Source organism: Sorangium sp. So ce281 (assembly GCF_051527395.1).
GTDB lineage: Bacteria > Myxococcota_A > Polyangia > Polyangiales > Polyangiaceae > Sorangium > Sorangium cellulosum_B.
In genome coordinates, this window is the sequence record NZ_CP150322.1 from 7,991,109 (window position 1) to 8,004,085 (window position 12,977).

Annotated in this window: 11 protein-coding genes and 1 pseudogene; 9 read left to right on the forward strand and 3 right to left on the reverse strand. The window is 67.2% G+C overall.

Annotated elements, in window-relative coordinates; all coding sequences use genetic code 11:
* Nucleotides 1-451 precede the first annotated feature (451 nt).
* The 3 genes from WMF27_RS30270 (at nt 452) to WMF27_RS30280 (ending at nt 1,951) form a co-directional block, all read left to right on the forward strand.
* A complete protein-coding gene (locus WMF27_RS30270) occupies nt 452-787 on the forward strand; it encodes a transcriptional regulator (protein ID WP_437765399.1) in 336 nt (111 codons plus the stop codon).
* Nucleotides 788-936: 149 nt separating this feature from the next.
* Nucleotides 937-1,344 (forward strand): sigma-70 family RNA polymerase sigma factor, encoded by a 408-nt coding sequence (locus WMF27_RS30275; protein WP_437765398.1) that lies wholly within the window; start codon nt 937-939, stop codon nt 1,342-1,344.
* A 256-nt stretch (nt 1,345-1,600) separates the two neighbouring features.
* Entirely contained in the window at nt 1,601-1,951 is a 351-nt protein-coding gene (locus tag WMF27_RS30280; RefSeq protein ID WP_437765397.1) for a hypothetical protein, read from the forward strand.
* Between the two features lie 354 nt (nt 1,952-2,305).
* Here the strand turns inward: WMF27_RS30280 and WMF27_RS30285 are convergent.
* Nucleotides 2,306-3,374, reverse strand: a pseudogene (locus WMF27_RS30285) (IS1 family transposase).
* Between the two features lie 382 nt (nt 3,375-3,756).
* Here WMF27_RS30285 and WMF27_RS30290 point away from each other — a divergent pair.
* A complete protein-coding gene (locus WMF27_RS30290; RefSeq protein ID WP_437765396.1) occupies nt 3,757-4,491 on the forward strand; it encodes a hypothetical protein in 735 nt (244 codons plus the stop codon).
* Nucleotides 4,492-4,546: 55 nt separating this feature from the next.
* Nucleotides 4,547-4,759, forward strand: a complete 213-nt coding sequence (locus tag WMF27_RS30295; protein ID WP_437765395.1) for a hypothetical protein — start codon at nt 4,547-4,549, stop codon at nt 4,757-4,759.
* Nucleotides 4,760-4,767: 8 nt separating this feature from the next.
* On the opposite strand, the gene WMF27_RS30300 is transcribed toward WMF27_RS30295, so the two are convergent.
* Nucleotides 4,768-5,196 (reverse strand): hypothetical protein, encoded by a 429-nt coding sequence (locus tag WMF27_RS30300; RefSeq protein WP_437765394.1) that lies wholly within the window; start codon nt 5,194-5,196, stop codon nt 4,768-4,770.
* A gap of 793 nt (nt 5,197-5,989) precedes the next feature.
* Here WMF27_RS30300 and WMF27_RS30305 point away from each other — a divergent pair.
* Together WMF27_RS30305 and WMF27_RS30310 are read left to right on the forward strand one after the other, a co-directional pair.
* A complete protein-coding gene (locus WMF27_RS30305) occupies nt 5,990-8,101 on the forward strand; it encodes a type VI secretion system Vgr family protein (protein WP_437765393.1) in 2,112 nt (703 codons plus the stop codon).
* 179 nt (nt 8,102-8,280) lie between these two features.
* Nucleotides 8,281-8,700 carry a DcrB-related protein gene (locus WMF27_RS30310; protein ID WP_437765392.1) on the forward strand — a complete coding sequence of 140 codons (420 nt, stop codon included), beginning with the start codon at nt 8,281-8,283 and terminating at the stop codon, nt 8,698-8,700.
* A gap of 74 nt (nt 8,701-8,774) precedes the next feature.
* Here the strand turns inward: WMF27_RS30310 and WMF27_RS30315 are convergent, their stop codons facing one another.
* Complete coding sequence (locus WMF27_RS30315; RefSeq protein WP_437765391.1) at nt 8,775-9,809, reverse strand: hypothetical protein; 1,035 nt, start codon at nt 9,807-9,809, stop codon at nt 8,775-8,777.
* Nucleotides 9,810-10,374: 565 nt separating this feature from the next.
* On the opposite strand from WMF27_RS30315, the gene WMF27_RS30320 reads away from it, so the two are divergent.
* Entirely contained in the window at nt 10,375-12,198 is a 1,824-nt protein-coding gene (locus tag WMF27_RS30320; protein ID WP_437765390.1) for a type I restriction-modification system subunit M, read from the forward strand.
* On the forward strand, nt 12,188-12,973 hold the full coding sequence (locus WMF27_RS30325; RefSeq protein ID WP_437765389.1) for a restriction endonuclease subunit S: 786 nt from the start codon (nt 12,188-12,190) through the stop codon (nt 12,971-12,973). The genes WMF27_RS30320 and WMF27_RS30325 overlap by 11 nt, the downstream gene beginning before the upstream one ends.
* Nucleotides 12,974-12,977: the final 4 nt, after the last annotated feature.

The following is a 12,977-nucleotide window of genomic DNA, read 5'->3' on the forward strand; positions in this document are numbered from 1 at the left end:
GCCGGCCTCCCGACGCCGCCGGTCGCGCCCGCGCCGGAGGCGCCATCGAGAGAGGGCCGGCGATCTCGCGGAATCACGCCCTGAAAGACCGCCGGAGACCTCGAGCGTGAACGTGGTCCACCTCGGCCTCGACCACGCGCTCAGCTGGCGCGTAAGCGCGCGAGCCACAGGCAGCCCAGCATGGGGCGTCCTGTACCGAGAGCTGGAAGACCAGCGCTGTCGTGGCTGCCCCCTGTCAGCCACACGCGCCTACGCGAAGCCATTGGCAGCGCCAGGCCGACACACTCTACTTCGGGTAACGCTCAACTTTGAGCCGGAGTGCTCAACTTTGCCTGACGGGCGTGGCGACAGAGGATCTCGCCGCGTAGGTTCGGCCGCAAGGAAGTGCAGCCCGCGGGTGTTCCACCACCCCGGGCTGCGTGGCCGAACCCCGAGCAACCGAGGTCCGACAGTGCAGCGATACCTGATCCCGCCCGACGGCGGGCAAGGCGGAGGTGCGCCCGCACGCCGTCGCCGCTCCGTCCCCTGCCTCTCCCTCACCCCCACGCAGCGCAAGCGCCTCCGGGCGGCGCTGAAGAACCTGCGAGCCGCGTACGGCTCATGGGCCTGCCTCGCCGAGGTCATGGGCACGTCCGTGAACTGCGTCGAGGGCATCGCCAACGGGCGCTTCAACGGCTCGCCCGCGACCGCGCAGCGCGCCGCGAAGGCAGCGGGCGTCACCGTCGAGCAGCTTCTCGGTGGGCTTGCAGCGGCGGACCGCTGCCCCATGTGCGGGAGATCCGGGTGAAGCCCCGGCGGAAGGGGGCGAAGAGCCAGCCGACCGCGTGACATCCCAGAAAGAAGCCGAGCATCGACGCGATCCTCGCGGAGCGCGGCATCGTCCTGGCGACGCTCGCCGGCATCCCGCGACGCGACCGCCGCGACGTGGAGGCCGAGGTGTTGCTCAACGCCTGGAACGCCGTCCGTCGCGGGCTCTATCGCCCAGACCCGCGGGACAAGCCGCGCGACGCGCTGAGGAAGTGGCTGCACGGCATCGCGTGGCGCCTCGCCTCGCACTACGTCCATAGCGCGTGGGCGCGCCGTGCCGTGCTGCATCCGTCGCCGCTCGGGTTGCTGCGCGAGCCCGTCGGCATCGACATGCACGCGCAGATCGAAGCCCGCGAAGTGCTCGACGCCATGGCCGAGCTCCCGGGCTGGCAGGTCGACGCGCTCCTCTCCGTGGACGACCCGGAGAGCCTCGTCGCGAACGCCAAGCGGCGCCGCATGAACCCGAGCACCGCGGCGAGCCGGCTCCGCATCGCCCGCGAGGCGCTGGCGATGAAGCTGCGGATGTGGCGGCGCTGAGCAGGCATTGCCCTGACCAACCGTCCATTTCCCAAGAAATAGATCTGTCAATCTGAACGCGCGCGCAGAAACGTGCTTGACGCGACGCCCGAAAGACGGTGTCTAAGCGAAAGGCCGGGCTGCAACCCGGCCTCTCAAGTCGCCGACCCCTCGATCGGCGGAGCGCTTTCGCGCACGGGCATCAGTGTGCCCGGCGGACGCTCCCCCCTGTCAAGGGTCGGCTCTCGCACGGCCCCTCGCGGGCGGGAGATCGGATATGGGCACTCTTCAGCAGATGAAACGGATCCATCAACACCTTAGAGATGCCGTGCGGAAAACTTGGAGTGACGCCGACGTCACCGATCCGAACGACCTTGGATTTGGACCGGCTGAGGCAACGAACGACGACATGAACTGGAGCGCTAGCTGCTCTATCGTGCGACGGAACAAATCGGTACCCGCGCACCTGCGCTGCGACGAGAGCGACGATAGCAGTAGTACGCTCTATGCGGACATCGACGGTACCCCAGTAGAGCTACACGTTGCCACGGTTGAATCGGAAGAGCTGGCGAACTTTACTTCCAAAGTGATTGATGTGCTGCGCAGCAAGTTCGCGCACAGTGTTTAGCCTGACCGAAAGTGGCACTTCGAACCGCCGCATGTACAAGGGTTCCCCTTCGTGGAACACGCCCTCCCACTCGCGCGCGTCGTAGAGAGCCGTAGACTTATGGCGCGACTTGCCATGTCGATCTCTGTACAGGAACCCCGTCGGCTTGAAGCCTCGAACGAGTGTGTAAACCGTCAGCCCTTGTTGGTCTGGAGCGACAGCACGGCCAAGAATGACATCCGGCTCGGTTGGAGCCTCGACTATCCGCACTGCCCGCTGGTGCATATCGGCGCCTCCTCGTCGTGCCAGCATGGATCGGACGATGTCCACGTACAAGACGCAGCTAGCACCTCGCTCTGCTGCTCGATGAGCCGATCAGCTGTCGTTGGGCTCTCCGAACAGCGAGAGCTGCACCATCCGCCTCGGCTTCGGGGCGGGCGGCGGCTCTGACGGCGGCTCCGGCTCCGTAGGCGCCACCGGCGCAGCCGGCGCGCTGCCGACGAGCCGCAGGAACCCGCGCCCGTTCGGCAGGGCCCTGGCGGGCGTCGTAGGCGCCCCCGCGGGCGGCTCCGGGAGCTTGAGCGCCTTGAGCTTCGGTGGCTCCCCCGGCGCTTCTGCGAGCGCCGCGGCAATGAGCGCCTCGATGCTCCAGACATGATCGGTCAGCCCGGCCTCCATGGCGGGCGTCACGCGCAGCGCTTCGTGCGGGCGGCAGAAGTTGTAGAACGCCATGTGCAGCGCGACGGCGGCCTTGTGGTGCGGGAGGCGCTTGCTGAAGCCGTTGCAGAGCCGCGTGAACCGGCGAATGTGCATCCAGATCGTGAGGTTCTGCCGCTCGATATGGCTCGTGCTGGCGCGCTTCATGTCGGGCATCCCGAAGACGGGCGTCTTCGTGATGAACGGGTCGCGCGGCGGCTCGTACCTGTGATCGTCGTCCCTGCGGACCTTCCGGCTGTAGTTCTTGACCACCTGGGCGTAGTCGACCGAGCCAGCGAACGAGGCGCCCACGGCCGCGACGTAGGGCGCCCCCCCCATCGCTGTAGAGTTGCGGGACGCTCACCAGCCGCGCGCGGAGGTCCTTGATGAAGGCGACGGTGTTCGCCTCGTCCCGCTTCCCCACGCGGTAGGCGATCACGAGCTTCGACGCGCTCGCCATGCCGACGAACACGTACGCCTCGCCGACCTCGGGCGAGTCGCCCGGCTGCACGCGCGCCTGCTTCTTCTGCACGTAGCTCCAGATCTCGTCGACCTGGACCGCGCGGCAGTCGACGTCGCACACGAGCCGGTTGTGGAGCCGCTCGCAGCCGTCACCGACCCGGAGCAGCAGCGACAGGATCGCCGGCTGGCTCACGCCGGTGAGCCGCGATGTGGGTCGGATGCCCGCCCCCTCGACAAGATGAGCCACGACCTCGACGCGCTTCGCCAAGGGCAGCACGTGTGCCATGCAGGGCCTTGCCTCTCCCCGGACGACGGCCCATGCTCGCGGTGCGATGCGCGTTCGACGGGCCACCGCCCGATGTTTCGCAGCCCTGCTTCCGGGGTCCAGCCGAGGGCAGGGCGCTTTACTAAGTACCCTGCCGTGTAGCACGAAATGCCTATGTTTTTCGGCGTTTCGGTGCAGATAGGACACGCGCCGTCATAGCGCCGCAGGGCCTCAGGCCCAGTTTGCAACATAGCTGGATATGTGTTCGACTCCCTCCGCGATGCCGTTGACACACGCTGACGTAGCCTGGGGTACCCCAGGCTACGCCTGGCGCGAGTGCCTGGAGTGATGCTATGTACGGACGCTGGCATCCGCCCATCATCTTCGAACCGAGGTTCTGCGCATGTTCGAGAGATTCATGACACCTCTTGACCGCCACTTCGACGACGGCCTAGGCGCAACGGGTCAAGCGTTCAAGGACGCCGCCGACTTGCTGGCCCAGCAACACGAGGGGCAGCTCGCATTCATCAATGGCCATCTACCTATTTGCTACCTGTATCGTCACTCGGTAGAGTTGTTTCTTAAGTCTGCGCTGATGATCATCCACCGCGCGCTCAAGCTTCCCACCGCTGGTGGCGTACACGAGAAAGAACCGAAAGTTCTCGATGCCGGCAAATGGAAACCTCTCCATCAAACGCACAGCGTCGGCATGCTCTATGCAGCGTTCCAGTCAATGGTCCTAAGTAATGTGGATAAAATAAACGCTATTGCCACCACAGACTGGTCGCAGTTTCCTGTGGAGCTCGGCGGGTGGATCTCTGAGATCGAAAAGGCGGACGCTAAGAGTACGTATTTTCGATATCCAGCAACGAAGTCGCCTGTGGGAGACGTAAAGAAATCCGGGTTCCAGGCCGTCGGCCTTGCAGAGATGGCGTCGCACCTCGACGCTAAGGACGAGCCTGGTGAGGTTTTTCTTGCTGTCAAAGGAGACGATGGGGCGCTCGTCGAGGCGTTCAGATTCGAAGGGAATCCACTGCCTGATGTTCGGCGTGCGCTTGAGGAGGCCGCTGGGATGCTCTCCGGCGTGTCGCTGGGACTTTACAGCCAACTAGTAGGCGATGGTGTTCGTGGTGTCTAGGTGATGCTCACGCGCCCGTGGCAGTGGCGCTGCGAGCGCACGATGCGTCTCTGCCATGGAATGCGACACCGAGTGCGGCGAGGCGCACGTCGACCTCGCCGAGGGCATCAAAGAGCTCGTGACGCAGCGCCTTCCGGAGGCGCACCTCGCCTACATCGAGCTCATGAAGCGGGACGGGCGGGATGTGGAGGAGGAGACCGCGCTCATCGCGTGGGTGCGGCATCAGGTCGACCGTCAAGACGACGAAGTGACCATTGCTCAAAATTGAGCACTACCCTACTTCGGCGACGGCCAGCCACGCCTCGGGCCTTCGGAAACAGCGCTCACTCGAGCGGCCCGCGGCTGCCGGACCGGTTCGAGACCGACAGCAGCCAGCACCGCGACAACCCCCGTCCGCTCATTCTCCGCCGCGGCTCGCGGCGGCGCCGAGTTACTGGCCAGCGCCTGGAGGTAGGCGACGAACGCCTCGCGCTGGACGAGGCGCAGCTTGCCGAGCTTCATGACCGGCAGGGGGAAGCCTAGCCCGCGGAGCGTGTCGAGGAAGACGCGTGCCGGGATCCCGGTGACCGACTCGACGTTCTTCTGCGAGAGCAACTCCGGCTGCGGCGCCGTGAGCGTGAGCCCATCCAGCGGGATCGCGAGCGTCGCCGTCGCCGTAGCGGGCTGGGCGAGCCCCCTCGGGGGGCACGATCCTCTGGCGGGCACCTCCGGGAATGTCCTCTCGACCACACGCGTGCCATTGCGAGCCTGACGATGAACAAGTTGTGCCGATACACGCGCGAGAGCCGCGGATGCCATACTGTCCCTCCGTCCGTTTTGGGTTCGGGAGCAACCGTGACCGACGCTTCTGGAAGGGGCACGAAACGGTAATTCTGCGTCGGCGGTAACTCGCGACGAATTACCCGGAGACCCGCCCGGGAGAAACATCCTGTCGCATCGCGGAGTTGGGTCCTCTGGAGAGCACCGCGGAGAGGCCGAACAAGCGGGGGTGTGAAGGGCTCGATTTGGTAATTTCGGGCGCGGCGTCGGCGCCGCGCGTGGAGGCGACACGGGGGGGCGCCAAGGTAGGCGCGTCGCGCAGAACGCGACCAGCGCGCACCCGCGAGCGGGCTCGGCTCACTTCGGCGGTGGCCTACCACACCCTACGCCTGCGGGAGGATCACGCGCTCGCTCGGCCCATGGGTGCGCGCGGGAGACAGGGCCAAGATCAGCGGGCAGAGAACGGCTGCAACCCGCTCGCCGGAAACGAGGAGCGGCTGACGAGCACCGCGGGCGCTGGGCAGACTGTCGAAGGATCGATCTCGGTCCGCTATGGCGCCCTGACGATTAGCGTCCGGCTGACGAGCCACGGCACCGGCCGGCGCCGCGTCGGCTTCTAGGAGCAGATCCCACCGGCTGCGGCGCCGGCTGCGGGCGCTCGTGTCGGGGCGCGCCGGCACCGCAGATCCCGGCAATTTGCCGAGCTCGTGGCACGGGCTCTATCCTCACTGCAGCGATCATGCCGAACCTCTCCCTCTCATTCGCCTCGAAGGAAGCGTCGCTCTCCGTGCGCCGCTTTTCGGTCCAGGAGCGGATGTCATCGCTCTTCGAGGTCTCCGTTCTGGCTGCCTCCGAGCGTGACGATCTCGATCTTGACAGCCTCGTCGGCAAGGCCGCCGCTTTCAAGGTCGAGTCGGGTACAGCGCACGCCCTCTCGCCGGCGCGGGTCTGGGCCGGCCTGTGCGCCGACATGGAGCAGGTGAAGGCCGAGCCGACGGGGCTGTCCACCTACCGGCTGCGCATCGTGCCCTGGCTGTTTCGCACGACGTTGCGGAGCAACAGCCGCATCTTTCAGCACCTCACGATCCCGGAGATCGTGCTCCGCATCCTGAGCGAGTGGGAGATCCAGCCGGAGGTCCTGCTCGGGGCGAAATACCCGGTGTACGAGTACCGCGTTCAGTACGGCGAGACCGACTTCGCTTTCCTGAGCCGCTTGCTCGAAGAGGCGGGCATCTCATACTACTTCGCGCACGACGCGGAGAGCGGGGGCGAGGGAATTGCGCTCAGCCGGCTCATCCTGAGCGATGTGCCTCAGAACAACGGAGCCCGCCGAGGGCCTCCGATCCCTTACGCTGACAACCCGAACGAGGCCGCCGGGCGCGAGTTCGTGACCGAGGTGGTCGTGCGCCACGAGGTTCGGCCCGCTCGTGTCACCCTCCGCGATGTCGACTTCCGGACCCGGCCTGATGTGCGGCTCTTCGCCGACGCTGAGATGGGCGCCAGCGACGAGCTACGCTACGAGCAGTTTCCTGTCCATCCGGCGGCGTTCGTCGTCGAGCCCGGCAAGGGTGGCGAAACGCCAGTCGCTGACGACCGGGGCATCGCGCGGGTCGATCTCGCGGAGGCGAAGGCGCTGGCAGCGCGGAGCCTGGAGCGCGAGCGGAGCGGCCGACGGTCCATCCGGTTCCGCACGAACGTGATCGACCTCGCTCCCGGCACCGCTTTCTCGATAACACATCATCCGCGGGAAGGTCTCGCGCGTGACCGGGGGTTGCTCGTCGTTACCTCGACCTTCGAGGGCGATCACGACGGCGAATGGACCGCGCGCGGCGACGCCGTGTTCACGAGCGAGCCCTACCGGCCCGCGCTGCAGACGGCGAAGCCGTGCGTCGTCGGCGTGCAGGGCGCGATCGTGGTCGGTCCTCCGGGCGAAGAGATCCATACCGACGAGTTCGGTCGTGTGCGCGTGCAGTTCCCCTGGGATCGCGAGGGTCGCTCCGACGACACGAGCTCGTGCTGGATACGCGTGAGCCAGGGATGGGCTGGCGGCGGGTATGGGATGATGGCGATCCCCCGCGTTGGCCAGGAGGTACTGGTCGAGTTCTGCCACGGCGATCCTGATCGGCCGATGATCGTAGGCCGCCTCCATAACAGCACGATACGCGTACCGTATTCGCTGCCCGCCGAGAAAACCAAGAGCGGCTGGAAGAGCGCCTCATCCCCCGGTCCCGACGGGTACAACGAGCTCTCGTTCGATGACGCCAAGGGGCGCGAGGTCCTCCACCTCCACGCGCAGCGCGATTACACCGAGGTGATCCGGCGCGATCAGCGTTCGACCGTGTTTGGGAACCGATCGGCCAGCGTGACCGACGGCGACGCGGTGACCGTCGGGGGCAGCCAGAGCACGAGCATCGGGAAGAGCCACAACCAGACGATCGGCGAACACCAGACGAGCACCGTTGGCAAGGGCCGCACTGCGATCGTCGGGACATCGGATGCGATCGATGCCGGCGAGAGCCAGAGCGTCACGGTCGGCGGCGGCGTCGGGTACACCATTACCAAGGATCAAACCGTCCACATCACGAACGGCGTCGCGTCGATCCGGATCACGCCTTCCGGCATCTTCATCGATGCGCAGGGTGACCTCGAGATCTCGGCAGGCGGCGTGCTCAAGCTCTCCGGCAAGGAGGTGCAGATCGACGGCACGCCGAACGTGTTCATCAACAGTACGGGGGCGAAGGCGCCTTCGGTAGCCACGATCGGCGAGGCCAGGGAGTCGGGACGTCCCGGCAACAGCGCGCCGGCCGGCAAGGACGAAGGCAACGGCGGGGCGCGGGGGCCGCGGGGATGAGGCGCACCTTGCCGCGCCTCGCCCGGCACGGTGCAGCAGCGCGGCGGTTGCGCAGGTAGCACCTTGACGCCGGGGCGGACGCGGTGCTTTCAAAGCGAGCGTCGCGCGCTCCGCGCGGCGCGTCACGCCAGCGACGCCAGCGGGGAGCCCGAGACATGCCGCGTTACGAGAATTCCGACGTGTCCTTCGACGTACCGCGCGACTGGGAGGACCGCTCGATAGTCGCCTTCGCGGCTTCGCCCGAGCCGGGCCAGGCCACGGCCGCCAGCGTGGTGATGACGCGCGACGCGCTCGCGGCGGGCGAGGATTTCCGCAAGTACGGCGACCGGCAGCTCCTGGAGCTGGCCAAGCGGCTCGAAGGGTTCCAGCTCCTCGCGCGGGACGAGCGCGCGGTCGGCGGCCGGCCAGGGCTGGAGCTGCGCTTCGCGTGGCGTGGTCAGAGCGGGCCGCTCGAGCAGCGGCTCCTGTTCATGGCAGGGCCCCGGCCGACGGTGCTGAGCTTCACGGCGACGATTCCGAGGGACGAGGTCGCACGGCTCGACCCGATGTTCGATCGAATCTTCGCGAGCGTCAGGATCGCGGGCTCGCCCGAGGGCTGACGTCTCGCCTTCCCCGTCGAGGTCCGTGCGGAAGCGAGTGCCATCGAGGATCCCCTGGCTGAGCAGAGGCCAGCTCACAGCCTGCCGCCCTGGAGCTCCTCCAACGAGGCGACCCTGCCGAGCGCGAGCGCCTTGAGGGCAACCCGGCTGCTTTCGGCTTGGTCCTGCCTGAGGTGCGCCTCCGCGACGAGGCGCACGCGCAGCCTGGGCAGCATCGGTAGCCACGGCGCGAGGCGCTTCGGCAGGTACACCGGCAGCGCATCCTGTCCGCCCGCCCCGAGCAGCGCGCGAATCCAGGTGTCGCCCAGCACGGCGCGGGTCTGGTACCGCCGCTGCTCGAGCAGGAGCCGCTCCGCCTGTGTCTCGATGCGCGCGGCGGCCAGCGGACGGCTTGGCAGCGGAAGTCGCTCCTTGATCTGCTGCGTCAAGCTGACGGCCGCGCCGGTCGCTCCCTCGGGGTAGGGCGACCTCAGGAGCTCGCTGGCGAGGTCCACCGCCTCCTTCAGGCTCCTGTCCGCGCCTGCGAGCGGGGCGACCACGGCGAGGGTCGCCCTGAGTGCCTCGATCTCATCGAAGACGAACCGGAGCTCGCCCTCCACGAGCACGAGCGGCGGCGTGAAGCGGCCCTTTTCGCTGATGGACGCAAGGATGGCTTGCGGCACGCCGCTCGGCTCGATCCGTGTGCCGTTGGTGAGCAGGCCGGCGAGGTGGTGGTGATCTTTGGGAGAACCCGCATCGCCAGCCGGCAGGTCGTGGCGCGGATCGAGCGCCTCGAAGTCGAGATCGAGGATCACGTCGCTCCACGAAGCGCGGATGCGCGGGAGCGCCTTCGCCTCGAACCAGAGGAGCTCGACGATCTCGGCGGGCGGCTCGGTCGAGAGCCCCCGCGCCGGCAGCGGCGACCGCGGCCCAGGCGCGGCGAGCCCCGCATGGAGCGCCAGCACCGGTGTCGCGTCGCGGCCCGCGCGCTCGACAGGCTCCGCGAGCTGCCCGACCGTGAGCGCCGGCATCGTGACGCGCTTGGCCCACGGGCTCGCGCCCTCCGCGGCCGGAGCGATGGCGCCGCGCGTCGTTGCAGGCGGCGGAGATGGAGGAAGCGGCTCGGTCAAGCAGGCCGCCAAGCTTGCCGTCGGAAGCGCGAGCGGCAGAGGCAGCGGCGCCATGAGCGCGATCGGTGCCGCGGGGATGTCAGCGACGACCTGCCTGCGCAAGGGGGGCGCTGGCGTCGAGCGGCTGGCGCGCGGAGCGCCGTCCGGCCCGCGCTCCGCCGCCGTCCACGGCAGTACCGGGGCCTGGGAAAGCCGTTCGAGGCTCACCGGCTCGATCTCCTCGGTCTGCGCGACCTGTGCGACCGGCGGCGGGTCGCGATGACCGGACTCAGGGGGCATGACCGGCTCGATCTAACAGCAAGATTGCCTCGCAGACGAGGGTGTCAGCTGCCGACAGGGGGCGCGTGAACCGCTGGCAGGTGCCGGCAGGCCGTCGATCCGCCGCGCCGATCGGTCGTTCGGGCTCGGCCAGCTGGTCGGTCTGGCCGCGGTGGACCGGTCGGGCGGGCCTCCCACGAGCAGCGGCCCTGGAGCACATCCTCCGAGGCCCGCGGTCTCCAGCCTCCGCCAACCCGCCTTCGCCTTGATCGTCTCGGGCCGGCCCGCGTAACGTCGGCTCGTGCCGATGGTACAGAAGCGAACCGTTCTCGAACACCTCACCCGCGCCGAGCTGATCGCCATCGCCGACGCGTTCGACGTCCATGTTCAGGACCGACGGAGCAAGGAGAAGCTGGTGGATGCCGTGGCGGCCTCCACGAGCGCCACGCTGGCCGCCGTTCTACCGTCGTACTCGCGGGACCGGCTGAAGGAGCTCTGCCGGGCCCTGCACCTCGATGACGGCGGCCGGGAGAAGGCCGTGCTGGTCGCGAGGCTCGCCGGGGGGAAGGCGTCCGAGCCGCCGGCGCCTTCGCGGGCGAACGGGGCGGCGCGGGCCGCGCCCGAGCAGGTCGAGCTGGCCCTCGGGGAGAAGCTTACGATCGACCGGCTCGAACGGCATCTCTGGTCGGCCGCGGACATCCTGCGGGGGTCGATCGACTCGAGCGATTACAAGAACTTCATCTTCGGGATGCTCTTCCTGAAGCGCCTGAGCGACCGGTTCCACGAGGAGGTCGAGGCGCTGAAGGGCGTGCCGAACGCCAACCCCGAGGACCCCGACGAGCACGACTTCTTCGTGCCGAAGCGGGCCCGGTGGTCCGAGCTGCAGAAGGTCGCGAGCCAGGTCGGCGAGGCGCTCAACAGGGCAGCGTCGGCGCTGGAGGATGCGAATACGCAGCTTGAAGGGGTGCTCGCCGGGATCGACTTCAACGACGAGCGGAAGCTCGGCGACGCGAAGAACCGGGACGTGGTGCTGGGGCGCTTGGTGCAGCACTTCTCGAAGCTGTCGCTCCGGAACGCCGATCTATCCGAGCCGGACATGCTGGGCCGGGCGTACGAGTACCTGATCGAGAAGTTTGCGGACGACGCCGGCAAGAAGGGCGGGGAGTTCTACACGCCGCGCATGGTCGTGCGGCTCATCGTCGAGCTCCTGGAGCCGAGGGCAGGGCTGCGGATCTGCGATCCGACCGCCGGCTCGGGCGGCATGCTGATCGAATGCGCCCATTACCTGGAGCGGCACGGGAAGAACCCGAAGGACCTGTCGCTCTACGGCCAGGAGAAGAACCTGGGGACCTGGGCCATCTGCAAGATGAACATGCTGCTGCATGGGATATCCGCGAAGATCGAGAAGGGGGACACGATCCGCGATCCGAAGCTGCGGGACGGCGACGGGCTGATGGTGTTCGACCGGGTGATCGCCAATCCGCCGTTCTCGCTCGACGAGTGGGGGCGCGAGGTGGCGGAGAACGATACGCACCGGCGCTTCCGCTTCGGCGTGCCGCCCAAGACCAAGGGGGACCTCGCGTTCGTGCAGCACATGATCGCGACCACCAACAAGACGGGCAAGGTGGGGGTCGTGATGCCACACGGGGTGCTGTTCCGCGGCGCGGCGGAGGGAGAGATCCGGAAGGGGCTGCTGGAGGAGGATCTCATCGAGGCCGTAGTGGGGCTGCCGACGAACCTGTTCTATGGGACGGGGATCCCGGCGGCGGTGCTGGTGCTCAACAGGAGCAAGGCGGCCGGGCGGAAGAAGAAGGTGTTGTTCATCGAGGCGTCGCGGGAGTTCAAGGAGGGGTCGGCGCAGAACTTCCTGCGGGAGGAGGACGTCAAGAAGATCGCGGCGACGTTCAAGGCCTTCAAGGATGTGGACAAGTACGCGCGGGTCGTGGGGCTCGAGGAGATCGAGAAGAACGACTTCCACCTGAACATCTCGCGGTACGTCGAGACGGCCGAGGCGGCGGAGAGGGTCGAGGTGGCGCATGCGCTGCAAAAGCTGCGCGAGCTGGAAAAGAAGCGGGGCGAGGCCGAGGTTAGGATGAACGCCTACCTCAAGGAGCTGGGGTATGACGCCTGAGGCATGGTCTGCATCGACGCTCGGACAGATAGTAACAGCTGATACCGGCCTCCAAACGGGGCCTTTCGGGTCACAACTGCACGCCGCGGACTACTCGACCGATGGAGTTCCGGTTGTGATGCCTAAAGACTTGGCGAATGGCAGAATCGTCACGAGCACCATCGCCAAGGTTCCAGAGTCGCTCGCCGATAAGCTTGCCAGGCATCGTGTTCTCCCGGGGGACATCTTATTCGGTCGTCGCGGCGACATCGGCCGATGTGGCCTTGTGACGGAAGACGAGCGAGACTGGCTGTGTGGCACAGGCTGCTTGCGTGCCCGAGTTGACGTCACGCAAACGTCCCCCTCGTTCTTGATCCACGCACTAACAGCAACGCCGAGCGTTGAGTGGCTTACGGACCATGCGGTAGGCCAAACAATGCTGAACCTGAACACCGGCATCCTCGCCAAACTTCCGCTCCTACTCCCCCCGCTCGGCGAGCAGCGAAAGATCGCTGCCATCCTCTGCTCCGTGGACGGCGCCATTGAGGCCACCCAGACGGTCATCGACCAGCTCCAGGTCGTCAAGAAGGCGATGATGGCCGAGCTGCTGACGCGAGGGCTTCCCGGCCGGCACACGCGGTTTAGGAAGACCGAGATCGGGGAAGTGCCGGAGGAGTGGAAGGTCGTCTCCTTGGGAGGAATTACTAGCGAGAGCGCTTTTGGACCGCGTTTCCCAGCTACATACTATAGTCTCAGGATCCTACACATCTCGCTTGATGTGTACTGGGCGACGTGATCAA

Excerpts from the sequence above, each read along its gene's own strand:
- WMF27_RS30280 (WP_437765397.1), top strand. The coding sequence starts at position 1,601 with ATGGGCACTCTTCAGCAGATGAAACGGATCCATCAACACCTTAGAGAT.
- WMF27_RS30290 (WP_437765396.1), top strand. The coding sequence starts at position 3,757 with ATGTTCGAGAGATTCATGACACCTCTTGACCGCCACTTCGACGACGGC.
- WMF27_RS30295 (WP_437765395.1), top strand. The coding sequence starts at position 4,547 with ATGGAATGCGACACCGAGTGCGGCGAGGCGCACGTCGACCTCGCCGAG.
- WMF27_RS30305 (WP_437765393.1), top strand. The coding sequence starts at position 5,990 with ATGCCGAACCTCTCCCTCTCATTCGCCTCGAAGGAAGCGTCGCTCTCC.
- WMF27_RS30320 (WP_437765390.1), top strand. The coding sequence starts at position 10,375 with ATGGTACAGAAGCGAACCGTTCTCGAACACCTCACCCGCGCCGAGCTG.
- WMF27_RS30325 (WP_437765389.1), top strand. The coding sequence starts at position 12,188 with ATGACGCCTGAGGCATGGTCTGCATCGACGCTCGGACAGATAGTAACA.